23 protein-coding genes are annotated in these 25,883 nt (G+C 47.1%); 13 read left to right on the plus strand and 10 right to left on the minus strand.

Annotated features, from left to right (window positions below; all coding sequences use genetic code 11):
• Positions 1-27 precede the first annotated feature (27 nt).
• Positions 28-1,434 carry an undecaprenyl-phosphate glucose phosphotransferase gene (locus ACXAH4_RS07540; RefSeq protein WP_474845352.1) on the minus strand — a complete coding sequence of 469 codons (1,407 nt, stop codon included), beginning with the start codon at positions 1,432-1,434 and terminating at the stop codon, positions 28-30.
• Between the two features lie 327 nt (positions 1,435-1,761).
• On the opposite strand from ACXAH4_RS07540, the gene ACXAH4_RS07545 reads away from it, so the two are divergent.
• The 4 genes from ACXAH4_RS07545 (at position 1,762) to ACXAH4_RS07560 (ending at position 6,538) form a co-directional block, all read left to right on the plus strand.
• Positions 1,762-2,964: an outer membrane beta-barrel protein gene (locus ACXAH4_RS07545; RefSeq protein ID WP_474881314.1), complete on the plus strand. Its 1,203-nt coding sequence runs from the start codon at positions 1,762-1,764 to the stop codon at positions 2,962-2,964.
• Positions 2,964-3,512: a polysaccharide biosynthesis/export family protein gene (locus ACXAH4_RS07550; protein ID WP_474852488.1), complete on the plus strand. Its 549-nt coding sequence runs from the start codon at positions 2,964-2,966 to the stop codon at positions 3,510-3,512. Before ACXAH4_RS07545 ends, ACXAH4_RS07550 begins: the two co-directional genes overlap by 1 nt.
• A gap of 61 nt (positions 3,513-3,573) precedes the next feature.
• Positions 3,574-5,790, plus strand: a complete 2,217-nt coding sequence (locus ACXAH4_RS07555; RefSeq protein ID WP_474852490.1) for a GumC family protein — start codon at positions 3,574-3,576, stop codon at positions 5,788-5,790.
• 19 nt (positions 5,791-5,809) lie between these two features.
• Positions 5,810-6,538, plus strand: coding sequence for a tyrosine-protein phosphatase (locus ACXAH4_RS07560; RefSeq protein WP_474852492.1), 729 nt, complete (start codon positions 5,810-5,812; stop codon positions 6,536-6,538).
• A gap of 56 nt (positions 6,539-6,594) precedes the next feature.
• Here the strand turns inward: ACXAH4_RS07560 and ACXAH4_RS07565 are convergent, their stop codons facing one another.
• A complete protein-coding gene (locus ACXAH4_RS07565; RefSeq protein WP_303573620.1) occupies positions 6,595-7,008 on the minus strand; it encodes a 3-phosphoshikimate 1-carboxyvinyltransferase in 414 nt (137 codons plus the stop codon).
• A gap of 453 nt (positions 7,009-7,461) precedes the next feature.
• On the opposite strand from ACXAH4_RS07565, the gene ACXAH4_RS07570 reads away from it, so the two are divergent.
• Genes ACXAH4_RS07570 through ACXAH4_RS07585 form a run of 4 tightly spaced genes read left to right on the plus strand, consistent with a single transcriptional unit; the run spans position 7,462 to position 12,089 of the window.
• Positions 7,462-8,631 (plus strand): glycosyltransferase, encoded by a 1,170-nt coding sequence (locus ACXAH4_RS07570; protein ID WP_474881315.1) that lies wholly within the window; start codon positions 7,462-7,464, stop codon positions 8,629-8,631.
• Positions 8,615-9,934, plus strand: a complete 1,320-nt coding sequence (locus ACXAH4_RS07575; RefSeq protein WP_474881317.1) for an O-antigen ligase family protein — start codon at positions 8,615-8,617, stop codon at positions 9,932-9,934. The genes ACXAH4_RS07570 and ACXAH4_RS07575 overlap by 17 nt, the downstream gene beginning before the upstream one ends.
• A gap of 38 nt (positions 9,935-9,972) precedes the next feature.
• Positions 9,973-11,100: a glycosyltransferase family 4 protein gene (locus tag ACXAH4_RS07580; protein ID WP_474881319.1), complete on the plus strand. Its 1,128-nt coding sequence runs from the start codon at positions 9,973-9,975 to the stop codon at positions 11,098-11,100.
• Complete coding sequence (locus ACXAH4_RS07585) at positions 11,100-12,089, plus strand: glycosyltransferase family protein (protein ID WP_474881321.1); 990 nt, start codon at positions 11,100-11,102, stop codon at positions 12,087-12,089. The genes ACXAH4_RS07580 and ACXAH4_RS07585 overlap by 1 nt, the downstream gene beginning before the upstream one ends.
• A 67-nt stretch (positions 12,090-12,156) precedes the next feature.
• On the opposite strand, the gene ACXAH4_RS07590 is transcribed toward ACXAH4_RS07585, so the two are convergent.
• Entirely contained in the window at positions 12,157-12,966 is an 810-nt protein-coding gene (locus ACXAH4_RS07590) for a sulfotransferase family 2 domain-containing protein (RefSeq protein WP_119500255.1), read from the minus strand.
• Positions 12,967-13,043: 77 nt separating this feature from the next.
• On the opposite strand from ACXAH4_RS07590, the gene ACXAH4_RS07595 reads away from it, so the two are divergent.
• The 3 genes from ACXAH4_RS07595 to ACXAH4_RS07605 all read left to right on the plus strand — a co-directional run bounded on the left by ACXAH4_RS07595 (position 13,044) and on the right by ACXAH4_RS07605 (position 15,605).
• Complete coding sequence (locus ACXAH4_RS07595) at positions 13,044-13,904, plus strand: glycosyltransferase family 2 protein (RefSeq protein ID WP_474865573.1); 861 nt, start codon at positions 13,044-13,046, stop codon at positions 13,902-13,904.
• 31 nt (positions 13,905-13,935) lie between these two features.
• On the plus strand, positions 13,936-14,727 hold the full coding sequence (locus ACXAH4_RS07600) for a Stf0 family sulfotransferase (protein WP_474881322.1): 792 nt from the start codon (positions 13,936-13,938) through the stop codon (positions 14,725-14,727).
• A 71-nt stretch (positions 14,728-14,798) separates the two neighbouring features.
• Entirely contained in the window at positions 14,799-15,605 is an 807-nt protein-coding gene (locus tag ACXAH4_RS07605; protein WP_349584529.1) for a polysaccharide pyruvyl transferase family protein, read from the plus strand.
• 29 nt (positions 15,606-15,634) lie between these two features.
• Here the strand turns inward: ACXAH4_RS07605 and ACXAH4_RS07610 are convergent, their stop codons facing one another.
• Positions 15,635-16,918, minus strand: a complete 1,284-nt coding sequence (locus ACXAH4_RS07610; protein WP_474852499.1) for a PAS domain-containing sensor histidine kinase — start codon at positions 16,916-16,918, stop codon at positions 15,635-15,637.
• Positions 16,919-17,084: 166 nt separating this feature from the next.
• Here ACXAH4_RS07610 and ACXAH4_RS07615 point away from each other — a divergent pair, with 166 nt between their 5' ends.
• Entirely contained in the window at positions 17,085-17,924 is an 840-nt protein-coding gene (locus ACXAH4_RS07615; RefSeq protein WP_474844862.1) for a class II glutamine amidotransferase, read from the plus strand.
• Between the two features lie 46 nt (positions 17,925-17,970).
• Here ACXAH4_RS07615 and ACXAH4_RS07620 read toward each other — a convergent pair whose 3' ends face one another.
• The 6 genes from ACXAH4_RS07620 to ACXAH4_RS07645 form a co-directional block, all read right to left on the minus strand.
• Positions 17,971-19,422 carry an oligosaccharide flippase family protein gene (locus ACXAH4_RS07620; RefSeq protein WP_474881324.1) on the minus strand — a complete coding sequence of 484 codons (1,452 nt, stop codon included), beginning with the start codon at positions 19,420-19,422 and terminating at the stop codon, positions 17,971-17,973.
• Between the two features lie 46 nt (positions 19,423-19,468).
• A complete protein-coding gene (locus ACXAH4_RS07625) occupies positions 19,469-21,559 on the minus strand; it encodes a right-handed parallel beta-helix repeat-containing protein (RefSeq protein WP_474881326.1) in 2,091 nt (696 codons plus the stop codon).
• 208 nt (positions 21,560-21,767) lie between these two features.
• Positions 21,768-22,253, minus strand: a complete 486-nt coding sequence (locus ACXAH4_RS07630) for a protein-tyrosine phosphatase family protein (protein WP_474881327.1) — start codon at positions 22,251-22,253, stop codon at positions 21,768-21,770.
• Positions 22,254-22,263: 10 nt separating this feature from the next.
• Positions 22,264-22,914, minus strand: a complete 651-nt coding sequence (gene trhA / locus ACXAH4_RS07635; protein WP_474844858.1) for a PAQR family membrane homeostasis protein TrhA — start codon at positions 22,912-22,914, stop codon at positions 22,264-22,266.
• A 400-nt stretch (positions 22,915-23,314) separates the two neighbouring features.
• Entirely contained in the window at positions 23,315-24,073 is a 759-nt protein-coding gene (locus ACXAH4_RS07640; RefSeq protein WP_474881329.1) for an NYN domain-containing protein, read from the minus strand.
• Positions 24,070-24,852, minus strand: a complete 783-nt coding sequence (locus ACXAH4_RS07645; protein ID WP_474881330.1) for a restriction endonuclease — start codon at positions 24,850-24,852, stop codon at positions 24,070-24,072. Before ACXAH4_RS07645 ends, ACXAH4_RS07640 begins: the two co-directional genes overlap by 4 nt.
• A 158-nt stretch (positions 24,853-25,010) precedes the next feature.
• Between ACXAH4_RS07645 and ACXAH4_RS07650 the strand changes: the two genes are divergently transcribed.
• The gene (locus ACXAH4_RS07650; RefSeq protein ID WP_474881332.1) at positions 25,011-25,883 is read left to right on the plus strand and encodes a WYL domain-containing transcriptional regulator; all 873 of its coding nucleotides are present in this window, start codon (positions 25,011-25,013) and stop codon (positions 25,881-25,883) included.

Genomic DNA, 25,883 nt, shown 5'->3' on the forward strand with positions numbered 1-25,883 from the left:
AGTCAGTCTGTTGCTTACTTACGGGCGTTAATAAGCATTTTTGTCACTAAAGCCCCCGGTGACTGTTTGCAGAATGATTTTCAAGTCAAACGGGATAGACCAGCGGTGCATATAATCCAGATCGTATTCCACACGCTTCGCCATTTTATCCAGTGTATCCGTTTCGCCGCGCAGACCATTGACCTGAGCCCAGCCGGTAATTCCCGGACGCACTTTGTGTCGCAACATATAACCCGTGATCAGTTTACGGTATTCTTCGTTGTGCGCGACCGCATGAGGACGTGGTCCAACGATTGACATCCGTCCTTGCAACACATTGATAAACTGAGGTAATTCATCCAGTGAAGTACGGCGTAAGAAGGCTCCTAATTTAGTAACCCGAGGGTCATTTTTAGTCGCTTGTTTTACCACAGAACCATTATCCTGTGTCGACATGGAGCGGAACTTATACACGGTAATTTCTTTGCCATCGAGGCCGTAACGCTTCTGACGGAATATTGCAGGACCCGGTGAAGACAGCTTCACAGCGGCAGCGATGCACAACATGGGAATTGCCAGTACAGTTAGAATGCCCGTACTCACGACCACATCTTCAATACGTTTAAGAATGTTGTTAGCACCCTGGAAAGGCGTGTCATAAATACTCAGAGCCTGAACATTTCCTACACTCTGCCAGCGAGAATTAAGCAGTGTGTACATAAAGAAGTTGGGGATCAGATACACGTTAGCGGTGGTATCACTGCATTTTTCCAGAATCGCTTTAATGCGGTCTTCCGCAGCCGTAGGCAGAGCAATATAGATATAATCTACCTTGTGGGTCTTCGCCAGCTCAATGGCTTCATCAATGCTGCCTTTGATCTGGTTACGAAATTCACCGGTAACACGGTCCTGAGGACGGTCATCATAAACCCCTTCGAAACGAATACCCAGTTGATCGTTTTCCATCATCTGTACAGCCATATTGTAGCCGGCTTCGGTGGCGCCAATGATGATGGCTGAGCGGCTGTTAAGCCCGCTGCGGCGTACCTTAAACAGGAACTGACGCATCACAAAACGCCAACTTGTCAGAGTGATAAGAGAACCACCAAACCACATTCCGGTTACCGCAACAGTGGTGGACAACGTGTGAGCAAATGCAAACGCGAAAACCAGTGTTGCAACAAAGCTGATAATACCGGCAACGGCTGCCATTTTCATCATTGCGCTGGTATTGCTGGAACGCCATGAGCGGTACAAATCCAGCGCTTCAGCGGATACCTGAAAAGCCACAACATTTATGAATAAAAGGATCAAAGCACCAGTGGACACCGGCACGGCGTAGTAGAACATCGCGACATAGAAACACAATGTGATAGCGGTCAGGTCGACTAACCGGTAAATAGTAGAAAAGCTACTTTGATAAGAGCCTGAAAGACCACTGCGTTCATCGCTCATTCTTGTAACGTTGCTATTCAGCGTCTGGCTCTGCAGCAAATTGAATTTCATTTTTAGTCTCTCCGAGTCGTGACGTTCTTTGATAATCAATGGGTTACAGGATAACTACCGGTATCTCATATCATTTATGTCACAGATAAAACCGTTTCCTGTATGAGTTAATGCAGATCCCGTTCCACTTTTTGGGAAAATGATAGTAAATAATGTAAAAGTACTAATAGACTGATAGCAATGGCACAGTAATCGCATAGTCCTATCCGGACGAACGGGCTCGCCTCCTTGCAAAAGGAAAAAGTAGCTATTCAATTTCAAACTCCGGGAGAAACTATGATTAAACGGACTTCAGGCGCAATTCTTGTCACCTTATTTGCCGGCAATGTTGCCCATGCGCAGGATGAAGGCGCTATTCAGGTGGGGAAGTTTGATATAAAACCCGGCCTGACCACCGATGTTCTTCATATCGATAACGTGACGTACGCCAGTGAAGAAGCTGATGAAATAGACAGCTGGGTATCAGTCGTTTCACCAAAAATTGATGCTTACACTGAGTTTAACGGACATATCATTGAAATGGGCTACCGCCTTGAGCGCGGGGACTACTATTCTACTGACGCCGACGATTACACCGACCATTTCGCTCACCTTAAGGGCGACTTTGAAATTAATGACAGAAACAGATTCAAGGGCGTTGCAACCTACGAGGCCGGACACGATGAGCGTGGCCGCAGATATTCGAACGGTTTTGGTAACGAGCTGACCAGTGTGGATACCTACAAAAATTCTGAAGTCGGAGCCATCTATTCCTACGGTGCATTGTCTGCTTTTGGCCGTATTGATCTGTCAGTAGGCTACGAAGACATGGATTATGACGGCGACACAGAACTGTATCTTATTCGCGACAGAAGCACGACAAAATACGGTGCCGAATTTGTTTATCGCATTGTCGACGGCACGAATTTGTTACTGGATGCTGACCGCAACGAAATACGTTATGACTATGATGCAAACCCGGCCAATCCACTGGATAGTATTGAGAATCGTCTGCTGGCAGGCTTCAGCTGGGATGTTAACGTGGTAACGCAAAGCTATGCCAAGGTTGGCTATAAAGAGAAATCCTTTGAGGCCGCAAGCCGTGATGACTTCTCTGGTCTGGCATGGGAAGTTGGAATGAGCTGGCTGCCATACTCCTATTCAGAATTTACCGTCAGTACAAAACAGGACACCCGCGAAACAAACACCACCGGTGCGGACTACATTCGTGGCACAGACTATGCTATCAGCTGGGAACATAGTTGGGTTCAACGCTTTTCGACTACCGCCACCATGGCATTAATGAACGATGATTACGTTGGCGACGTAGAAGACTTACGTGAAGACGATACAAAGAAACTGACATTAGCGGCTGATTACGAGTTTCGTCGCTGGTTGACGTTCGGTCTTTACTACTCAATGAACGATCGTGAAAGTAACCGCAGCGATATTGAGTTCGACAGAAACGTTTACGGTTTAACAGCAAAGGTAACCTTGTAATGATGACAAATGCGAAAAGGATATTTGCCACTTTAATTCTGCTGACCATGGCATGTGTTGCCGGCGCGCAGGAAGGAAATGCAAGTATGAGTTCCTATCGCCTGGGTGTTGGTGACAAAGTGCTGATCAATGTGTTTGGTCAAAGTGATTTGTCGATGGAAACCCGTCTGCCTGACGTAGGTAAGATTAACTATCCGTTTCTGGGTGAGTTAAAGCTTGTCGGGCTGACACTTTCTGAAGTAGAAAAACTGATTTATACCGGTCTGGAGGGGGATTATCTTGTTAATCCTTCCGTGGCCGTGTCTATTGTTGAGTACCGCCCGTTTTTCATTGATGGTGAAGTCAAACATCCCGGCGGTTATCCTTATCAGCCGGGTTTAACTGTGAACAAAGCCGCAGCATTAGCTGGCGGGTATACGGAACGGGCGTCCCGTTCAGACATTCAGATTGTCCGTGAACAGGAAAGTGGTCAGGACACCCTTGAGGTAAACGTAAGTCACATGATTCAACCGGGTGACATCATCACCATTCCGCAACGTTTTTTCTGAGCGTAGTGTATTTTGCAGCCCCGCTGACAACGGGAAGATTAATGGAATTTAAGGATATAGTATGTCGTTGAAAATGAAGGACTCGCTGCAAGCGAACATCCTGGATGATGAAACCATCGACTTTGCGCACTACTGGCAGGTATTTAAACGTTATTTTGGTCGCATCATTACGCTGGCGATTGTCTTTACTGCACTGGTGGCAATAGTGGTGATGAAAATGACCCCTATTTACTCCGCCACAGCCAGTTTGCTGATTGAATCGCAACCGGCCAACGTGATGTCTATTGAGGAAGTGTATAAGTCTGACACGACCCGCAAAGACTACATGCGCACCCAGTATCAAATTATCCAGTCCCGGCAGGTTGCAGCCCGCGCTGTGGATGAGCTGGATCTCGCGAACGATCCCGTATTTATGCCGCCTTCCGATGGGGAAATCTCAATTATTAAAGAAGCAAAAGCCTGGCTTTTCGCTAATTTACCTTTCATTGAAAAAGCGCCAAAAACTGAGTTAACCGAAAGCGAACGGGAAGAAAAGCGTCGCCAGGCAGCAATCAATAAATTGATGAAGTCTATTAATGTGTCACTGGTAGAAAACACACAGGTCATCAATATTACTGCGACCAGTGATTCTCCGCGTCTGGCTGCCGCCATTGCCACAACGATGGGCGATGTGTATGTAGAGAACTATCTGCAGGCCAAGGTGGAAATGACCACCAAAGCAACCTCTTTTCTGACTGAAAGTATGGAAGGCCTGCGGGATAAGCTTACTTCTGCTGAGAAAGACTTATCTGACTTCTATGAGAAAAATCAGCTGGTAAATCTTACCAATGGTGTTGTCGGACTGGCAGCGGAAGAACTTGAACAACTCAGTAATCAATTGCTGAAAGCTGAAACTACGTTAAAGCAGAACAGAACGATTTACGAACAAACTCAACGTAACGGTGCTGACTACAGTGCACTGGCCCGCTTGCCGGAAGTACTGAATCATCCGAATATTCAAAGCGTACGTCGTCAGGAGGCGGAAGCCATGAGCCGTGTATCAGAGCTCAGCAAAGTATTCGGTCCTAAACACCCGCAAATGGTAGCCGCCAATGCGGAACTGGATTCCGTCCGCGACACACTGCAAACCCAGATCCGCGATCTTATTTCCAGTATTACTACACAATACCGTGCTTCACAGGACCGGGTTGTGACTTTGCAGGAAGAAGTTGCAGAGGCTAAATCTGAATATCGTCAGTTGTCTAACCTGGAAAATACACGGCGTGCATTACAGCGGGAAGTGGATATCAACCAGCAGTTGTACAATTCCATGTTTACCCGCCTGAAAGAAACCAGTGAGATGGGCGGCTTCGAGTCAGCAAATGCCCGTGTGCTGGATCCTGCTCCGGTACCGAATAATCCCACTGCACCGAACAAAACGCTGTTAATCGTGGCGGCATTCATTGCCAGCTTTGGTTTTGGCGTGCTGCTGGCCTTTGTACTGGAAGCTATGAACAGCGGTGTGCGCTCTGTGGATGATGTTGAGAAGAAATTGGGTCAGCGCATGTTGGGACTTATCCCTGTTATTTCGGTAAAACGCCGTAAAGACATGGACCTGCGCGCCTTCTTTGACAGTAAATATCATCAGTTCAGTGAAGCGGTAAGAACCCTGCGTACCAGTTTATCTCTGATAAATCTTGAGAAGCAGAATCAGGCGATACTGGTAACGTCATCAGTGCCGAAAGAAGGTAAAACAACGGTTTCTATCAACCTGTCCTTCGCTCTGGGTCAACTGGATAAAACCATTCTTATCGACGCCGACTTACGTCGTCCGGCCGTTGGCAAGCGGTTCGATGTACCTAATTACCAGCCCGGACTGTCTAACCTGATCATGAAAACCCACTCTCTGGAAGAATGTCTGGTTCATGACGAGCAATCGGGTATTGATATTATTTGTGCCGGCAGTATTCCTTCAAATCCTCAGGAGTTGCTGGCGGGTAACGGCTTCAAAGCACTGATCAATTATCTTAAGAAAACCTACAAATACGTGGTTGTCGATACCGCGCCTACACAGGCGGTTTCTGATGCCATGGTCGTATCAAAAAGCTGTGACTCGGTTATTTATGTTGTGCGTGCTGACAGCACAAGTGAAAAAATGATCAAAAACGGACTGGGCCGGTTCCTGCAAGTGGGGCACCGTGTTGACGGCGTGGTATTGAACCAGGTAGATCTTAAAAAATCAGATGTGTCTGAGCGCTATGGTGGTTTCTATGACCAGTATGGTTACAATGCTAACTGAGTTAGTGTGAGGACAAATTGTGATTGATTTACACAGTCATATAATACCGGGCATCGATGATGGTGCGCGAGACATGGACATGGCTCTGGATATGGCGCGGCAGACTGTTGCGGCCGGAGTCACTCACCTGGTGTGCACACCGCATGTTCACTGGGGCACTTTTGACAATACCCCCGAAATTATTGCCGCAGGATTCAGTGCCCTGAAAGACGCTGTCGATAAAGCAGGGATCCCCTTGTCTTTATCCCGTGCAGGGGAAGTGAGGATAAACGAAATGGTGCCGGTGTGGTTCAGGGAGGATAAATTACCTTATCTGGGTGAATTCCGTGGTAAAAAAGTACTGCTGCTGGAAATGCCCCACAGCAATATGCCGGCAGGACTCGATCAACTATTTCGCTGGTTACTGAATGCAGGCGTGCAGCCTTTAATCCCTCATCCTGAGCGGAATCGTGACGTTTGGAAGCGTCCGGAGAAGATCCAGTGGCTGCGCAATCAGGGTTGTCTGTTACAGGTGACTGCAGGGGCTTTCACCGGGCGCTTCGGTGAGCATGTAGAAAAGATTGCTAAAGACATGTTGCGGGATAATCAGATTGACCTCGTAGCATCGGATACCCATGATACCAAACGACGTCCTAATGATATGGGTGAGGCTTTTGCGGTGGTCAGTGAGCTGGCATCTGAAGAGGTGGCGAATACTCTGTTCAAAACCACGCCCGGCAACATCATAGCGGCTGGTGCAACCGCCTGACGTATACAATGTTAATAACAAACCCGCCATCCGGCGGGTTTTGTATTGTTAAGCCTCTAATTAAGAATGTTAGCTTTAAACCAGCTCCATATCCCCAGCGAGAAGTTTTCAAACAAGTTGATTCCCAGTGCTGACTTGATCAAATAAAGGATAAGCAGCCCGCTCAGAACACTGAATGTAATGAACAGAGCAAACATCAGAGCCATTGTCGCCCGTCCAACCTGTTGCTCCAGCCGGGACAGTTCGCGGCGGTTCTTGCCCGCCAGCACCACAAAGTAGAAACTCGTCCGCCATATATTGATTGTGCCGCGGACATCCAGTTTATGTCTGGCCCAGCTGCGCCCGCCAATCGCTTTGTTCATGGCTATCAGCTGTTCTTCTGAAAAAGATGCGGCAATATCCGGTGGCATTTTACTGAGTAGTTTTTGGATCAGTTGTGACTCATGGACAGGATGAGGTGTGTTATCCACGGCGAATAATCTTCCGGTGATGTGACTTTCCGTCATCTTAACTCAAAAAGAAAGCCGGTATAAATGTGCTTTGCTTCAGGAAATACTGAGACACGGGCAGAGAAAATTCATGTGACAGGGAATAAATTGCCATCAACAGCGTAAATGTTGCTTCACAGCAACAGTCATTCAGATCTGAAATGCCATTTCTTATACTTAAGTTGTAATTTGGGGTTTGGTGCATGGATTTTCAATCCGCCTGCAAGCATAAAATAAATTTACGCCAAACTTTAAAACTGATTTAAAATCAGTTGGTTAATCTTTTCTGGTTTAGTGGTAGAGAACATCGGATTTAGATATTTTTTCAGCCAGACATAAAGCCCGTGCATTATTTTACGATCTGGCATAAAAGCTGAATAGACCCTGTATATCGCATTTAAATATGTGTCGGAAGTGACCAGCAGGGAAAAGCACATGCAACAGGCAAAACACAACATCGCGTTTATTATCAACTCCCTCGAAGGCGGTGGAGCTGAGCGGGTGATGTGTAAGTTGTTGACTATCATGGAAGCGGATTTTCAGAGTGCTGGCTATAACGTGCATTTGATACTGCTTGATGATTTGCCGCAGGAACAGCAGTGTCCTGAGTATGTGAATCAGGTCGTACTCGATACGAAAGGTAGTTTGCACAGCGGTTACAGCGCATTGAAAAAAGCGCTGGAAAAAATAGCGCCGCACACCTGCGTAAGTTTTTTAACCCGCGCCAATATGCTTAATGTCTCTCTGGCTAAACGCCTCGGGTATCGCGCTGTGATCAGCGAACGGGTAAATACATCCAGTCACCTGTCCGGTGGCATCAAAGATTTTATCTCCCGCTGCCTGGTGAAAGCGACATATCCTTCTGCAGATTGCATAATTGCTGTGAGCGAAGGCGTAAAAGCAGACCTTATCGAAAACTTTTCGGTAAAACGGGAACGGATTAAAACTATCTACAACCCGTACAACATGGCCAACATCAGCGCCATGGCACAACAACCGGTGGACGATTTACCGTCAAAGCCCTACATCATCGGCACTGGCAGACTGGTTCGCAATAAGAATTTTGATTTATTGCTGCAAGCCGTAGCGGCATCTTCTGTCGGGCACGACATCGTTATTCTCGGGCAGGGAGAGGAAAAGCAGGCCTTATTGCAACGGGCTGAGTCTTTAGGGTTAAGCGGGCGTCTGCATTTGTTGGGCTTTAAGTCCAATCCGTATCCTTATATCAAAGGCGCAGATTTTTTTGTGTCGACGTCAAACGCTGAAGGTTTCCCCAACGCCATTGCTGAAGCTATGTGCCTGGGCAAGGCCGTGGTGGCGACAAACTGTGAGTCAGGTCCTGCTGAAATTCTTACCGGTGAGTATCCGTACAACGTATCAGGATTTGAAGCTCAGTCATACGGTTGTATCTGTGAAGTGAACAGTGTATCAGGCGTCGCCGGTGCTCTGGATTATATTTCACAGGATGAGAACAAACGGCGTTACGAACAGCGAAGTGCTGAACGTGCCGCTACATTCAGTAATGCCGTGTTCCGCGAAAAACTGCTTAAAGCCCTTAAATTAGAACAATCACAGCCGGAGACTGAACATGTTTCTGGCCGTTAAATTACTGTTCAGCCTTATCAGCGCCTGGCTGGTCTGGCAGACAATTCGTCAGCACTGTAATAAGTATCTTGCCTTTGTTGTTGTCGCAATTTGGTTACGCTTTTTCCTTTCTGCGTTCCATCAAATCACTTATGACCCGCTTATTGCCGGATTTTCAATTAATGCCCTCGCTTCAATCGGCATTGCTGCAACCGGTTTACTGATGCTGCCGCCAAAAGTGTACCAGTTGCGGGTTTTACTGCCCCTTTACGCTTTCTTCGCTGCTGTGGTAGCCAGCGGAGTAATTAACGGCGGAGTAAGCGGCCTGATCAACGTAATGGTTAAGTGGATGTTTTTCTTATCAATAGCGTGTGCAATGTTCATGGCGATAAGAAAAACTGACAAAGATTTTGTATTAAAGAAACTGCTGGTGAGCTTCTTTTTACCTGTTTCTCTCGCTGTGATGTCAGTGCTGCTGGGGGAGGTGAAAGCCACTGAAGCCGATGGTTCAGCCAGCTATATCGGGGGTTATAACCACGAAGCGGCGTTTTCGATGATCATCGCCAGCTTCATTTTAGTGGTGGGTTTGTTGTCTCCGGGTGCGATACGATTTCGTGGCGCGCTGTTTGCATTAGGTTGTGTAGTACTGGTGTTGGTGAACTACCGCACCTCGGTTCTGGCGATATTACCGCTGGCTGCCATTTTTGCTTACACCGCAATGTCATCAAAAATCGCACCGCGTTACCAGACTGTGTTTTTCCTTGCCGCGTTCTTCGGCATGGGCATGTTGTTCCTCATGGCCTCGTACACCATGCAGGACCGTTTTGCTGATGTATTTGTATTCCTGACCAGTATCGACGATCTGATCAAGGCACCGTTCTACTACTCCGAGGCTGAAAAAGACATTTTCTCTGCCCGGGTGTACCTCTGGAGTTTGTATATCTATGAGTATGTGAACGGTTCATTTGTTCATCAGCTGGTGGGGTGGGGCCCTGAATCATGGTCCGGCGTATTCCCGAAATACGCACACAACACCTACGTATCGTATTTGTATGAGTATGGCCTGATTGGTCTGCTTACATTCCTCTTCGCTGCTGCCAGCTTTGTAGTGCAGGCGATGAGGATTAAGAACAAGCAGTTTGCCTGGATGCTTTGTTCATCAATGGTGGGATTTTTGATTATGAACTTCGCCACCATGCCTCTTTGGAATATCGAGGGGTTGATTTTATTTGCCATCTTAATTGGCAACGCCATCGGACCGGTGAAATTACCTCGCAATGCATGGTTTGACTCACCTGCCTTTGCGTCTCGTTTGGCGAATTGATTTTAACTCAGGTTTGTCCTGAGATATTGGAGAAAGTTATGAAACTATGTGCCGTAGGACTAAGAGGAATTCCCGACGTAATGGGCGGAATCGAATCTCATTGCCAGCAACTGTATCCGCGGCTGGTCAAATCGGGCATGGATGTCACTGTGATTTGCCGCTCACCGTATGTGGATCAGTCTGTTGAAGAATACAAAGGCGTAAAACTGCGTTCTGTGTGGACTTTGAAGCATAAGTTCATCGAGACATTTTTACACACCTTCCTGGCTATTTTTTACGCCCGCTTCGTGGTAAAGCCGGATGTATTGCATATTCACGGTATCGGGCCGGCTCTGTTTACACCACTGGCAAAGCTGCTGGGTATGCAGGTTATGGTAACTCACCATGGCGCTGACTATGACAGACAGAAATGGAATCAGTTTGCTAAAAATATTTTGAAGTTTGGTGAAACCATGGCAGTGAAATTCTCAGACCGCGCCATTGTGGTTGGCCGTTCTCTCACCGGCGTGCTGAAGAACCGTTTCTCCGGTAAATCGAACCGTATCCTGTTCGTACCCAACGGTGCTAAAACCGATATGGATACTCAGATGGGTGCAGAAGCATTGCCAAAGGATTTAGGTGTTGAGCCGGGTAAGTATGTACTTACTGTTGGTCGCCTCGTTCCTGAGAAAGGCTTTCACGATTTAGTCGAAGCATACAAAAAGTCTGATACAGATTTGAAACTGGTCATTGTAGGTGGTGCAGACCACGAAGATGAATACTCTATGAAACTGAAAAAGCAGGCCAGCGATAAAATTATTTTTGCCGGCCGCCGTCAGGGGGATGAGCTGAACGCTCTGTACAAGTTCGCCCGGGTATTTGTATTACCATCTTACCACGAAGGCTTGCCTATCGTCGCACTGGAAGCCATCAGCGCCGGTACAGAAGTGATAATCAGTGATATTACACCGAACACCGATATCGGTTTGCCGGAAGATGCTTACTTCAAGGTTGGCGATACTGACGCGCTGGCCTACAAAATCACCCACGTGGATGATATGAAGCTGGCTATTAATAAAGAAGCGTTCCTGAACACCTTCAACTGGGATGCTATCTCTGATGATACTTACGTGATTGCGAATAACCTTGCTATGGGCATTCCTGTTCAACCACGTACGGCGGCCTGATGACTGAAAGACGTAAGCTGTTTCTGTATCCTTTTGTACATAGCAACGGGTTTGTCGACAGGATAAAAGGGGCGTTCAGCGAGCTGGGATATGATATCCGCCCGTTCAAACACCTCTTCCGTCCGGCAAACCTGTTCAGCAGAAAGGAAAACTGGCTGGTATTAAACTGGTATGAAGATCAGCCCTTTCGCAAGGGCATGAGCGGGCCCAAACGCTGGGCCTTCCTCCTCGCGTTCTTTCTTACTGTCTGTTCCATTCCCTTCTTCAGTAGCAAAGTAATTTGGGTACGTCACAACTACAAGCCTCATAATGTAAGTACTCACTCTACCCTATACACATTCATATTGAGGCTCTTGACGCTTATTGCGGACCGTGTTGTCACTCTTGAAATGACCGACAGAATAGAATCAAGCGTGGTGAAGCACCCGCTTTATTTCAACGACAGGGATTTATTTCAATTCTTTGAGGCCATCGGAGATACCCAAAAAGGTATCGACTTTCTGTACTTTGGATCAATTAAGCCCTACAAGCGCCTCGATAAACTGTTAGAGGTATGGCCGCTGAATCAGAAATTGCAGGTGATGGGCTTTTGTTCCGACAAGGAATATGCAGCCAGGTTGTACAGTATTATTGACCGGAGAGGTTTGCAGGTGGACTGGAATAATGAATTTGTAAAAGAAGAAACGCTGGAAGACGCGGTGTCTGACACGCGCTTTGTTATCATGGCCCACGATGATAACGCGATGATATCCTCCGGCACCTTTTACATGGCTATGAGTTTAGGTGCCAACGTGCTGTGTTTCGATTCCGCCTTCGCGCGAATGAAGGCCAGAGAGTTTCCTTTCGTTAAAATTATTGAACCGGATAATCTGGAAACCCAACTGGCCAATCTGGAGTACGTTGATTCCAGTGTGGTAGTGAATCAAGCTGTAGACCGCTACGGTGAGGAAGCTATCAGAGAATCCTGGCGGGTAGTACTGACTACCTGATTATCTCTTTCAGTTTCATAACAAAAAGCCCTGCGTCGTAGCAGGGCTTTTTCGTTGCAGCCAAATATCAGCTTGCTCTGGCCTGCAAGGTTTGTTTGTCATTCACCATTGCATACACAGCATCATAAATGGCCTGGTCAACGCGGTTCAGCTCTGTAATAACGCCCATTAATTTCGGGTTACTGGTAATGGCTGATGAGGCACCACGATTCGGGCTGGTATTTTTGCTGGCAATATTGATACGGGTACTGAAGCGCTGATTAAAATCTTCCTGCCATTTATCCATTTGCTCCAGCGTGCCGTACACCGAGAAATGACGCAAATTTGCAACAGCTTTAGCAATCACATCATCTGCATTCGCCATAATGTCAGCGGCATTGCGGTATCCGGAAAAATAGCGGGCATAGGTGACCGCCGAGTTAAGCGCCTTTTCTGACTGCAGATATTCTTCGATGTCAGTTTCGTTTTTCTGCCATTCCGATTCTTTAAAGCGGTTGTATACGTATTCAGAAATAAAGCGGTCTGCAGGCTTTCTGAGTATCGTCAAAAAGTGCCAGTCTTTGTAAAAGTTACTGACTACCTCAGGGCGCGCCACACAATGGCCGGTAGTAAATACCTGGTGTTTGCTGCTGAGTTGGAAGGTTAACTGGGTTTCCCTTGCGGTCATCATGTCCACTCCCAGTAACTTCTCGCACTCCCTGCTGGCTCTGAGATCAATATGGCCGGTGAAGCGGGTTGCTTTCAGCAGTGATGGATAGACAGACTGATAGATGGCATTAGACAGAGAGACGCCGGCACACTTGGGAACGTGGCAGAAAAAGATTTTCGGATATCGGGCGAGATACTTCTCTGATTGCTGCTTTAAGATTTCTTGCATGATTCTTGCTCCATCATATTCATGTTCGGGAAATCTACGCAGACTTCCTATTCGGATTGCAACTCACAGGGATACCAATGAGCGACAAATTCAGCGTTGTTATTACAACATTCAATCGACCTGCAGAACTCAAAGAAGCGCTGGACGGTGTATATGCACAAGTTGAGCAGCCGCTTGAGGTGATTGTAGTGAATGATGCATCTTCCTTGCCATATGATGACATTCTCACTGAATTTTCAGAAAAGCCGAATTTTCACTATCACTTTTTGAAAGAATCATCGGGTGCGAACAAGGCTCGTAACATTGGGGTGGACAGCGCAAAAGGTGATTACATTGCCTTTCTCGATGACGACGACATATGGCTGCCGGAATATTTGTGGGAACACAAGAAAGCTTACGACAACGGCGCGGACGCTGTGGTCAGCGGTTATCAGGTTTTAGGTGGTGAGCAACTGTTCGTGCAGCCTTCAAGACGGGTAGAGCGCGAAGTACTCCGCACCGGTAATCAATATTGCGGTATGAGCGGTTTCAGTGTGAAACGTGATATCGCTCTAAAGGAACGTTTCGATGAAACCCTGCCCAACGGGCAGGACTGGGATATGTACGTGAGGCTTTCAGAGCAGGGCTATTCATTATGGAATATTCCCAAGCCCATCTTTTTGTACCGCTTCATGAATATGGACGGCATCGGCGCCAAAGTAGCGAAAATGACGCCGGACGAAGCGGTGGTGCGCCTGCGCTCAGCAGACAAACACCGCCAGTTTCTCGGAGACGGGAATTACCGTAAACGGGTGGCTGCTCAATTACTGGTGTATTTGCCACTAAAAAAAGACAAGCTTAAATGGGTGATGAAGTCTGTTCACATTGCCGGTTTGTCTGTGACATTGAACCACCTGGCTGCGGTAACGGTAAAAAAAGTGCGACAGCGGGTCAGTTAGGGTTACGGGCCCTCATTACAGGAGAAGAATCATGGAACTCTATCAGGATCAGTTTTCTTCAGAACACGACTTCCCTCATCAGACGGAAACCCAAAAAACACTGGTGATTGCATCAACCGTGCGCTCAGGCAGTCATATGCTTGGTCATTTGCTTCACGAAACCGGCGCTTTTGGCTTTCCCCTTGAATACGTGAACAGAAAAAACCTCGACGAATGGAAACTGCGTCTTAACCGCAGGACTTTGCCGGAAGTGCTTGATGAACTCAGGGCGCGGCGGACATCCCCGAATGGTGTGTTCGGTATCAAAGTGCACTATTCCCATATCGAAGAGTTCGGCGGGTTCAAAGCGATGTGCAAAATGCTGCCGAATCCGCATTTTGTGTTGCTTACCCGTGAAGATGTGATGGCTCAGGCTGTATCGCTGGCAGTAGCCAGACAAACCGGGGCATGGATATCACAGCAGGGCAAGCCGGCGGCAGATCCGGAATACAACTTTGAAGATATTGAAGCAGGCCTGCGCCGCGTCAGCCTGGAAAATGCGTCCTGGCGATACACCCTGGCGGCAACCGGCAGCAAATATATGGAATTGAATTTTGCAGATGTCAAAGCCAACACCGCTAATTCTGTACTCCGAATTGCTGACTTTATGGATTTGGCGGTGGAAAGTCACCGTATTCCGCCAACGCCGGTGACCAAAAAGCAAAGTAACATTTTAAACAAACAATGGCAGGTACGGTTTCAGCAGGAGTTTGACGGCGACGATGAACTGTTACGTTTTAACCGTGAAAGTTTCTGGCACAAGTTGTCGAAAAAATTATCCTGATTCAGACAGGTTCTGAGCCAGATAAAGAGTGGAACGACGGCGTAATCCGCCGTGAGTATTAAAGGAAAACTATGTTAAATCAATGGGCAGAAAAACAGGCGCTGGCAGAAGAGAAAAAGCGGGTGTACTGGTGGCAGTCGAAGAAAGACGACCGGCCAAATATCGGCGATTATGTGGCTTACGATCTGGTGAAGCGCGTACTCGCTATGAAAGGAAAGCTCATCAAAGACAAACTGGATCCCTCAACCAAGCTGGTCAGTGTGGGTTCTGTTCTGCATTTTGCGCGGGACGGAGATACATTGTGGGGCACTGGTTATAACAAAAAAATGGGCGATAAGGTCATTCAGTTTGATAACCTCGACGTCCGTGCCGTACGCGGCCCTCTTACCCGTGAATACCTTATGAACCGTGGCATCAGTGTACCGGAAGTTTACGGTGACCCGGCGTTACTGCTTCCTCATTTTTATTCAAAGCACCTGATGGAAAAGGCGCACAAAAAAGACTACATCATTATCAACCATATGAACGATGATATGGCGCAGTATGAAGGCTATGAAAAGGATCTGGTTACACCCATGCAGTATCCCGGCTCGTTCATTGAAGCTATCGTGAACAGCAAACGGGTTATTTCCAGTTCATTACATGGTGTCATCATTGCCGAAGCATACGGCGTGCCTGCCATTTTTTACGATTCCGGCAGCGGCGAGTCGATGTTTAAATATGAAGATTACTATCAGGGCACAGGTCGTACTGAAATTCCCAAGGTGACCAGCCTGGCGGAAGGCATCTCTATGAATTTACCTGCGCCACCGGATTTCACCGCAATCACAGATAAGCTTTATCAGGCTTTCCCCTTCGATCTCTGGGGTGCAGAGTGACGGTAAACACCAATAGCAAAGTCAGTGTGTCACACTGACTTTGCATCTGCCAATGCACCGGTACTTGTTGAAGCCTGTGCCTCCTTCAACCTTACTTTAATAAGAAATTGCGCGCCGCATCCTTCGTTGTCAATGTATTCAATCGTTCCTCCCAGTCCCTGAGTGACGATGGTGTACACAATACTCAGGCCCAGACCGATGTGCCCGTCTTTCCTTCTGGTGGTGTAGAACGGAGAGAAAATATTATGAATATGTTCCGCATCGATACCACACCCGTCGTCTTTATAGAGCAAGGTAAACTGATTGGCAGATTCACGTTTCACAGAAATATAGATATGGCCGTGCTTGTCCGGCCCGTAGCCATGTTGAATAGAGTTTATCACCAGATTGCTGATGATTTGTGATAACAATTCAGGCTTAATTATGACGTTAATATCTTCTGCACATTCAATCTGATTTTCAATCATTGATGCGCTCAGTGAACTCTCGAGGCAGTATAAAGTATCTCCGATATGTGTCCTTACATTTACCGGTTGCTCCTCATCGGCGCTCTGTGTAATGTCAATTTTCTTAAAGCTTGAGATGAGATGGGAGACTTTATCAATTGAGCCTTTCACCATTTCTGAGAGTTCAGTGACGCTGCTGATGAAATCTTCAAATTCATCCTGAGTCAGGCTGCCATCTTCATATTGACGCTGGACAATTTTACTTTCCTCCAGCAGTTGAGTGATACCGGTCAGGCTTATGCCAGCAGGCGTGTTGATTTCGTGGGCGATACCGGCAACAAGACGGGCGATATTGGCCATTTTTTCTGATTGGATAAGCTGTCCCTGCGTTTCAGCCAGATTCTCTATTACAAAGTTCAAACCGACATTTGAAGCTTCAAGAGCCTGATTTCTTTTATATATCTCCTGTTCCAGTTCCATTTGCAGAGATATGTCCCGAATCATCAACAACAATACGCTGGCATCGCCGGAATCTAATCTGGTTATGGTTGTTTCTGTCCAGAGCAACGTTTGATCAGATTTTTGAAATAACCAATCAAATTTGAAGCTCGAGTTTTTTGCATTTTCTTTTTGAATACTGTGGAACATCGATTCAGACGATACGTTTGCAGTCTGGTATTCTGCAGAAATGTGTAGTAAATCGCGTCCGGTAAGAGAGTCCCTGCTTTCGTAACGCAGAAGCCGGAGAAAGCTGTCGTTACAACTTTTTATACGACCATTTTCGATAATAAGTGCGCCATCGATGGTGTTGGTCAGAAAAGTGGTAAATAGTGAATCGTCGGTGGTTGAAACTGAATCTTCTGACATTTTTACCTCACTACAAAATTAATCATAAAATGTCACTTCAACAGAGCTTATTTTTAATGACGTTCGTCTCTCACACTACGTTAACATTTGCCGGAAGTCAAAGCATTGCCACCGACAAATTTTTTGGCTACGCTACCAGCCTTTGCCTCTAAGAAAGGAATGCACAGTGTGCGAACTCCTTGGCATGAGTGCCAATACGCCAACCGATTTATGTTTCAGTTTTACCGGCCTGACCCGCAGGGGAGGGGAAACCGGTCCTCACAAAGATGGCTGGGGTGTCGCTTTTTATGAAGGAAAGGGCGTCCGGCTTTTTCACGATCCCGAACCCTGCGCGACTTCTCAAATCGCTGAATTTGTTTCAAAGTTACCGATAAAGAGCAAAACGGCAATCTGCCATATTCGCCAGGCGAATGTGGGTAACATTAACCTTTCTAATACGCATCCGTTTACCCGTGAATTGTGGGGGCGTTGCTGGGTGTTTGCCCATAATGGCCAGATCCCCGGTTTTACCCGCAGAGCCGGTATGTACGAAGCTATCGGTGACACAGACAGTGAAGAGCTGTTCTGCGATTTAATGAATCAAATCCGTCAGACTTTGCCCCGCGATGCTATGCCTGAGCAACTGGCTGCTTCGCTGGTGGCCCTGTCAAAAGAATATGCTGAGCAGGGTGTGTTTAACTGCTTGCTGAGTAACGGTGACTGGCTGTTCACTTTTTGCAGTACCAAGCTGGCCAGCATTACCCGCCGGGCACCATTCGGACCGGCCTGTCTGAAAGATGTGGAGGTGGAAGTGGATTTTGCCTCTGAAACCACGCCGGCAGACGTGGTGAGTGTTATCGCAACAGAACCGCTGACTCACGATGAAACCTGGGATATTTATGAACGGGGAGAATGGCGGTTATGGCAACTGGGTGAAGTGATTGCCAGTGGTAAAGTCGATGTGCCGGTACACAAGTCTGAAGCCGCCATGATCAGTCCCTCAAACATGCCGAGAGATTGCGCTTAGCAAATCTCTCAGCATGGCTGTCGGTCAGTCCGGCAGGATAGGACAGCTACACCTTCTTCTTTTTCTTTCCTGATTTAAATTCTTTCGCAATGGCCAGGGTTTTCTTGCGGAAAAACAGTAGCAGGCTGCCGCAGTAAATCAATGCGCCAAGGCCAACCAGAGCGGGTAGCTCAAGAAATACGTTATCCAGTCCCAGTAAGTGATTGCGCTCGACATATAACACCACACAGAACATTACTGTACCGGTAAGGGTGAACATCCAGGTTTCTCTGAATGCGTCTGTAAGGCTAATGTTCAGAGATTTTTTCACCAGCACAAATTTCAGCACCAGGGTGATAAAGTTAGCAACAACCAGCGCAGAGATCACTGCATACAGGCCCCAGGGAACAGCAGCTAACGGAAACAGGAAGTTAAAGGTCAGGTTTATCAGGTTAAGTTTAAATGCCTGAGCCGGTAAGCCTCTTGCAATCAGCAAGTTAGGCAGATAGTACGCCATCACGTTACAGGGCGTTTGCAGCGCCAGAATAGACAATAAGTATGCGCTGTCAGTCCATTTATCACCGAACACCACATCAATAAACGGATGAGCGATAGCACCGACACCGAAGTACACCGGTGTAACGAAGATGGCGGTCATGCTGACCACACGGGCGAAGGTTGCCGGTAGTTTGTGGTCCTCAACCCTTGCCAGACCGGCCAGAGCAATTCTGTTCAGTGGCTGGAAAGTGAGGTTGTTCAATACTGAAAACCCTTGTCTTGCCACTGAGGTGTAGGCAAAGGTGGCGGCCCCGAGAAAGGCCGCAATAACGATGTTTGATGTACGCTGGGAGAAGAAATTCATGAAAGACATGGCGATCAGCGGTTTCGCAAAGCGGATGATTTCAGGTAGGTGGGACTTATCCTCTACCTTACCGGGACGGAAATCCGAGCCGTGCCAGGTCAGGGCTGTAGAAACAAAAGCCTGAACAACTTTTCCGAGAATAATCGCCCATGCGCCGAAGCCGGTTAATGCCGTGGCGACAGACACTACGCCTCCAACCAGCACGCCGGCTGTGTCGTAGGCCGCCAGCCGTTTATTGGCAAAATCCCGTTCCATTTTTGCTTTATGGACCAGGCGCAAACCGTTAGCCAGCGGAATAATTGCCAGCGCCGCAATAAGTTGAGCGGCGAGTTCGGAATAGGTGTACCAGGCAACGGGCACTGCCACAGCGAACATCAAAATTGCGATGACCAGTGACACACCCATCAAAAACCAGAAGGATAAACTGGCGAAGTTATTGTCCCATTCTTTGCGCTGAATGAGATTTTGCGATACGCCCACGGTGACGAACAGGTTACAGAAATCGGTGACCATCAGACAAATAGCCACCAGACCGAACTCTTCAACGCCCAGAATACGCGCCATGATGGCGTAGACGACAAAATTTACCAGCTGGCCTGCGCCATTCGCGGATAAATTAAAAAACGCGCCCTTAAGGGACTTGGCTTTCAACGACATAGAGACTGACGTCCTTGTTACTGCACTTGATGTTGCTTATTTATTGTTACTCAATAATTCCGTAGATTGCTTGTGTGCCGTCTTCATTGAGTCTGGTGAAGTTGTTTATACGGTATTTGTCAGAATTTGGGAGCAATACGGTTTTGCCTTTTATAAATAAAGCTTCTGCGATTTGCTGATTCAGTTTAGCCTCATCAAATTCATAGGGCACGGTAATATTCGCCTGAATTTTCGGCTTGCCCGCAGAAAGGTTATAGAAGTAATTGTTGATATATTCTGATTCAGGGTAGCCCTGCGGATCGAAAACGGCAAAGCCGGAACGGTTCGCGTCTTTCTGGTTAATGACCACATTATTCTGTACCTGCGTCCAGAATGTATTGTCGTCTTTAAACCGCGAAGCGGTTAATCCGTTACGTTTTGTGGTGATCAGGTTATGCAGAATAATGCTTTGTCCCAGCGGACTGGTGAGCAGGCCACCCATCTTGATTGACGCCCACTGTTTACCCCGTAAGTCGCCCAAATCATGGATATAGTTATTAAACACAAAGCCCGGGCCAACGCGAACCGGCGTAATACTTATTCCCGAGTAAGTGTGTGAAATGTCGTTGTTGTAAACCAGTACATTCTGCTGGCCGCCGTCCACTTCAATGGCATCATCGTTGGAATATGCCAGTACATTGTTATAAATCGCCGAGTCACGGACAAAACCGCCAAGAGGCTCTGCATTCTTGCGCCCTTCAATGATATCATTTAAACGGTGGTCTGCTGTACCGGTGAAGTGATTGTTACGAACAATCACCTGACCTTTAAATTGCGGGTCAGGATGGTTTGCGTGTGCAAGAAACGCGTTGGGTCCTTTCGGGTGACCATGAGACCAGTCATTGGCAATGGCGCGGGGATCGTGCACGTGACAGTTTTCCACCGTGATCACGCCGGACTGACGAAAGTAAATGGCTGAGTCATAGTTAATCGGGCCGGCATCTTCCATTTCATAGGCAATGCCTTTTTTCATGACGTTCGGCGCCCGGCCCCAGCCGGAAATATCACATTGGTTTATCCAGATATCATGGCCTTTTTCACCATAAATAGCATGCACTCTCGCGCCTTCTATGGTGATGTTTTCAAAGTAGATATAGCTGTTGTCGCCGGTAAAGATAGCGTATTTATCTGAATCGTCAGGGGTAATGACTGTGCCGGCGTCCCCCACAATTTTGGCGTACCCGTCTTTGCTGCCTTCAATGCCCAGCGCTTCAAGATCCAGCATGCCGCCTTTATAAATGTCGGAGAGTTTATATACCTTATCCGGGTCAATCACAGGTTTATCCGCGCGGGTGGTAAACTGGCTTTCAATTTTCCTCACAGGCTGCTGAGGCGCATGCAGAACTACCTTCACATCGTACGCTGTGCCGGCTTCAAGATATACAACCGGCCCTGTCAGGATACCGTTGACCGGTTCGAAACTTAAATCCCTGCCTTTCTGCCATTGTTCAGTACCTGAGCGGCGATAAAGTAATTCTGCGCGGGTGTCAGCAGTGACATCAAATACCGATATACTGGCAGACTCAATGAGTGGCTGAATAAACAGACCCTTATCATCGGGAGCCGGCATAGTTGGTTCAGTAAGGACCCCTGCATTTTCTGCCCACTTGTTCAGCAGTGTATCCCGTATCCCCAGGTGTTGTTGCAAATAATGGTATAAGTCAGCCTGATTAAGAGGAAACAGAATAAATGCCGATTTAACCACATGGCCCATCGCGGTTTCAGATCCAGCTCTTTTGGCTAACTTCAGTGTCGTGTTTTCCAGTGACTCGCCGCGACTCATCATCATTAAAATCTCACCGGACTCGTCGTTGTAGTCCTGCTTAAGCAGATTCAGCATCCGTCCGTAGCGCTTCGAAGCCGCTAAATCTTCCACTAATGCCTCTGCACTTTGTAAATCTGACACGCCTTGCGCAGCGATTTTCTCCAGCGCCATGCTGCCCGGTTGAGCCGGTGCTACGCTCGCGGCTTGTGCGAAGTGTACAGTCAGGCAGGACAACCCTAACGCAAGTACTTTAACGAAGTGTGAAGGGCGTGACGTGCGAAGATTTCGTGGAAGTGACAGTGAGGCATAGACTGATTGCGGCGATAGTCGCATTAAGATACTCCGTGACGGGAAAATGAGAAGAAACTAATTACTCATTACTGTCAGAAGCAAAACAAAGGCCACAATGGGGATTTAACGGTGAAGCCTTGCGGCTCTGCGGTTTTAACCGGTTCAGGACTGGTCAGAACTGCAGAGTGGTAAGCGGAAACCTGCGGAGTGTCTTGTTTTGAATACACTTCGCAGGCAACCGGGTGTCTTATTAATGCACGGATAACCCGAGGCTGGCTGCCCACTGTAATTCTGCACGGCTTAAGCGGTTTGCTGAGCCTGATGATAAGTCGTGCAACATAGGGTAAGCACTGGATGATGGTATCCTGCGATGGTGGAGCAAGGCAAAAATTAACAACATACAACGGTTTCTGGCATCGTTGCAGTGAAAATAAAGCTGTTTACCTTCAGTGGTAAGCTTACCCAGTTCCTGGATATACTGCCTCAGTAATTCAAGTCCGGTCTCTGTGCTGTCGAGGGTTTCGGTGAACGGAAACCAGCGCCAGTGCATACCCGCATCTTTAACCAGCCGTTCCACCTGTTCAGCATGCTCTGATGAGGTCTGCAATGTGATAACGTGGGTGATACCCAGTTGTTTAAGTGTTTGAATGCTTTGCGCATCCGGCACCGCTCCCAGTGTTATGGAGGCCGTTCCGGTGATCAGACGGTGAGAAGCCGGTTTGTCGGTTGTGTTCATGCTTGAGCGTTTACACCACAAAATAATAAATTGAAAAGAAATGGCAACTACAGCCACCCAGCACAAACAGATGCCAGATAGCGTGAGTGTAACGCTTTGACTTGGCAACGTAAAATAACACACCGATACTGAAGCATAGTCCCCCGGCAACTATCAGCCACAGTCCGGCTCCCGGCAGCGCCATATAAAGCGGATAAATAAGGCCAAGGGCTATCCAGCCCATCAGCAGGTAAGTTGCCACAGATACCTTCGGGAAACGGTGCCGGGCAATGAGTTTAAAGGCAACACCGCCTGTAGCCAGGATCCACACAATTGCGGTCATCGTAATTCCCAGCCATCCGCCGATACCGACCAGAAGGAGGGGAGTGTAAGTCCCGGCAATGAGCAAATAAATTGCGCTGTGATCAAACAGCTTCAGGATCCCCTTTACTTTGGTGTGGGAAATACTGTGATAGAGGGTAGAACTGAGAAACATCAGGATCAGCGTGGTACCGTAAACGGCGGCTGCGGCGATGGCTACCGGTTGCTCAGCACGAAGCAGTAAAAACACCAGCCCCACAACGGCCGCAACAAACCCCGCACCATGGCTGATACTATTTAACCATTCTTCCAGCACAGAGTAGGCTTTTGCCGCAGCAGGCCGCTTTTCTGATTGTGTCATGTGATGCTCCCACAGATCTTACCAGTCGATAAAAACCAGTGTATAGTTTCAGCGTACACTTGTACACTCAAAGTGCTGCAGAAGTATGACACTGTCCGGGGATTACGTGTGTGAGTTTTAGGGCCATTGAACTTATGTTCAAAGTTATGAACCTGCATAAAATCATATGCTTGCATGATTTTTAAGATTTGGAGTTATTGGCTTGTTTTGAATTCGGCACTTTTTAGGCACACAAACTGATGGAAAGGAGTAGATGAACTTCCGATTTTAATCTAAAGATTTTCACCTAGAGTCCAAGCTACAACCTAGACTATGAAGTATCGCCGACTATTTATAACAGTGGCGCTTTATGAAGGTCTGTGTAAAGCAGCTAACTAATGTTAAGTCTGCTTAACATGACCTATTTTATAGCAATCACTCTGGGACGATAACGCACAATGCTTGTCGTCCCTTTTCCCCGCTGTCGGGACATTTCAAATACACCGGACAAACTGGCTACGACGTCCGTAACTTTCTTGCCACCGTAAGTACGAGGATCGAAGTCTGGCTTTGCCCGTTTCAGGAAACTACCAGCAGGACCAGCGTTAACCCAGCCGTCTTCATTTTGATAGAGTTCCCATGCTTTAAGAAATGCCGGAATAAGCTCTTCAGCACCGTTAGAAGAACTGACAGGCGAGGGGCCTGCTACTACTTTTTCTGGTTTAGCATCCTGAGCCGTATCCAGATTCTCAGTGAAAACGAAGTCATCACAGGCATTTCTAAAGGATACTGGCGTTTTCTTCTCTCCCACACCAAATACGAATTTCTCTGATTCCCTTAGCCTGGAAGCCAGTTTAGTAAAGTCACTATCACTACTGACCAGAGCAAAAGCGTCTATCCGGTCAGAATAGAGTAAATCCATGGCATCAATAATCATTGATGCGTCGGTAGCATTCTTCCCAGTGGTATAAGCAAACTGTTGAATAGGCTGTATTGCAAGCTCGTTAAGCGGCTTCTTCCAGTTTTTAAGCGTTTCAGCTGACCAGTCACCATACGCGCGTTTTATAAGTACGTGACCATGAGCAGAAATCTCATCCAGAATAGCTGAGAGCCTCGCTATCTGCGCATTATCAGCATCGATAAGTACAGCTATTTTCTTGTGTCCATCAAGATCTTTCATCTTATATCCTTATTGGTAGTTTCCGTATATCTACAGCTTGGAAACGATGAGCAGCCAAGAAACTGCTCTCCTGCATACTTACCACGTTTAGCGGTTCTAATAACCAGATCTGAACCACACTTAGGACAAAGCTTAGCAGATGGCTCAGTAACAAATTGGCTGGGTGACTGTACATCTTCAATTAGCGTACACAGTTGTTTACCATCGATGAGTGATATGGGCTTCCCGCTAGCGAACGCTTTTGCGTCTTCGGTGAAATGAGCGGTACAAATAATAATGACTTCGTCTGCGTTGCTATCAGCCAGAACACCAAACATCTCACGAATAACACTTACACCGACTTTCTGACTTTTCCATTGTTTACACTGAACAAGTATATATTTGCCTTCCCGGCGCAGTTCCAGATCGATACCGCCATCAGCACCATAGGTGCTTTCGGTAACCTGATACCCCTTGCGCCGATAGGCTTCAGCGACCATTTCTTCAAAATCTCGCCAGTGAAGACTTCTTACTGATTCAATATTCTTTTGAGTGTCTAACAATGCAGACTTACGTCTGGCATTCAAAAATGCAAAAAACGAAATGATTAGCAGGCCAATAGCAAAGAAAGGCGCTGGCACCGCCAAAGCTCTGACAAACATCTCAATCAGATGATTTTCTAAAGAGATATTGGGAAGTACATATTCTGACGCGGCAAATACGAGAGCGGCTATACAAGCCGAAATCCACCATGGGGAGTTGAGTAGCGTATTAACAAATGCCTGATTTTTCCTTGGCATCAACAAGTCCATCCTGTAACAGATATCATCACATTCTAGTCATTATCTTAGTGGGGTTGCGATACACAGCTCTTTTAAAAGGTTGTTTAGATTAGTTAAAGTTTACATCCGTATCAAAATGAACCACACTGTCCAAAAGACTAGAACTCACAATAATAATGCTCGACGATATTAGCTATTCACAAAGGCAGAGACTTGCCTATATCGACTTCTGTTTACTCTTCAAAGGCGCGATTTGTCGGCAAGACTTGATAAACCGCTTTGAAGTAGGCTTATCAGCCGGGTCGAGGGATTTTAGTCTGTATAAGGAAATAGCGCCGGACAATCTGAACTACGATTCGAGAGAAAAGCGTTACTTTCAGACTGAAAGCTTTAAGCCAATATTTGAGCATGACGCGAAGCGTACACTAACGAAACTGGCTAACAATATTTCTGATGGTTTCGATGCAATAGGGGATATGCATTTCCCAGTAGAATCACAGTCTACACTGAACGTACCTGATATATTTATCGTCGCGAGACTCGTGCAAGCCATTCTTAATAATAAAGCTGTCAGCATTATCTACACCTCTCTTTCCAGTGGTTCAGGTGCGAGAGAACTGGTTCCTCACTCTATTGTTGATAATGGACTTCGCTGGCACATACGAGCTTATGATCGCAAAAGCCAAAGCTTTCGAGACTTTGTATTAACGCGAGTCAGCAAAGTCACAATTAAAGACACACCAATAGCAGAAGAAAACGCAGAATCTGATGCGGAATGGCAACGCCTTATCCCACTACAACTCGTGCCGCACCCAAAGAATGTTGAGCATCCTACCGCGATAGAAATGGATTACAGCATGGACAATCAACAGCTACTAATTGAGGTGAGAGCAGCAATGGCTGGCTATCTGTTAAGACGATGGAACGTGGATTGTACTGAACGTGGAACGTTAAAAGGTGCGGAATATCAGTTGTGGTTACAGAATCGGTTTACGCTGAATAATGTGCAGAACTTAGCAATTGCCCCGGGATTCGAAGGAAGTTTATGA

This window comes from Alteromonas sp. ABV2_168 (assembly GCF_056161165.1).

Excerpts from the sequence above, each read along its gene's own strand:
- ACXAH4_RS07540 (WP_474845352.1), bottom strand. The coding sequence starts at position 1,434 with ATGAGCGATGAACGCAGTGGTCTTTCAGGCTCTTATCAAAGTAGCTTT.
- ACXAH4_RS07545 (WP_474881314.1), top strand. The coding sequence starts at position 1,762 with ATGATTAAACGGACTTCAGGCGCAATTCTTGTCACCTTATTTGCCGGC.
- ACXAH4_RS07550 (WP_474852488.1), top strand. The coding sequence starts at position 2,964 with ATGATGACAAATGCGAAAAGGATATTTGCCACTTTAATTCTGCTGACC.
- ACXAH4_RS07555 (WP_474852490.1), top strand. The coding sequence starts at position 3,574 with ATGTCGTTGAAAATGAAGGACTCGCTGCAAGCGAACATCCTGGATGAT.
- ACXAH4_RS07570 (WP_474881315.1), top strand. The coding sequence starts at position 7,462 with ATGCAACAGGCAAAACACAACATCGCGTTTATTATCAACTCCCTCGAA.
- ACXAH4_RS07575 (WP_474881317.1), top strand. The coding sequence starts at position 8,615 with ATGTTTCTGGCCGTTAAATTACTGTTCAGCCTTATCAGCGCCTGGCTG.
- ACXAH4_RS07580 (WP_474881319.1), top strand. The coding sequence starts at position 9,973 with ATGAAACTATGTGCCGTAGGACTAAGAGGAATTCCCGACGTAATGGGC.
- ACXAH4_RS07585 (WP_474881321.1), top strand. The coding sequence starts at position 11,100 with ATGACTGAAAGACGTAAGCTGTTTCTGTATCCTTTTGTACATAGCAAC.
- ACXAH4_RS07590 (WP_119500255.1), bottom strand. The coding sequence starts at position 12,966 with ATGCAAGAAATCTTAAAGCAGCAATCAGAGAAGTATCTCGCCCGATAT.
- ACXAH4_RS07595 (WP_474865573.1), top strand. The coding sequence starts at position 13,044 with ATGAGCGACAAATTCAGCGTTGTTATTACAACATTCAATCGACCTGCA.
- ACXAH4_RS07600 (WP_474881322.1), top strand. The coding sequence starts at position 13,936 with ATGGAACTCTATCAGGATCAGTTTTCTTCAGAACACGACTTCCCTCAT.
- ACXAH4_RS07605 (WP_349584529.1), top strand. The coding sequence starts at position 14,799 with ATGTTAAATCAATGGGCAGAAAAACAGGCGCTGGCAGAAGAGAAAAAG.
- ACXAH4_RS07610 (WP_474852499.1), bottom strand. The coding sequence starts at position 16,918 with ATGTCAGAAGATTCAGTTTCAACCACCGACGATTCACTATTTACCACT.
- ACXAH4_RS07620 (WP_474881324.1), bottom strand. The coding sequence starts at position 19,422 with ATGTCGTTGAAAGCCAAGTCCCTTAAGGGCGCGTTTTTTAATTTATCC.
- ACXAH4_RS07625 (WP_474881326.1), bottom strand. The coding sequence starts at position 21,559 with ATGCGACTATCGCCGCAATCAGTCTATGCCTCACTGTCACTTCCACGA.
- ACXAH4_RS07630 (WP_474881327.1), bottom strand. The coding sequence starts at position 22,253 with ATGAACACAACCGACAAACCGGCTTCTCACCGTCTGATCACCGGAACG.
- trhA (WP_474844858.1), bottom strand. The coding sequence starts at position 22,914 with ATGACACAATCAGAAAAGCGGCCTGCTGCGGCAAAAGCCTACTCTGTG.
- ACXAH4_RS07640 (WP_474881329.1), bottom strand. The coding sequence starts at position 24,073 with ATGAAAGATCTTGATGGACACAAGAAAATAGCTGTACTTATCGATGCT.
- ACXAH4_RS07645 (WP_474881330.1), bottom strand. The coding sequence starts at position 24,852 with ATGCCAAGGAAAAATCAGGCATTTGTTAATACGCTACTCAACTCCCCA.
- ACXAH4_RS07650 (WP_474881332.1), top strand. The coding sequence starts at position 25,011 with ATGCTCGACGATATTAGCTATTCACAAAGGCAGAGACTTGCCTATATC.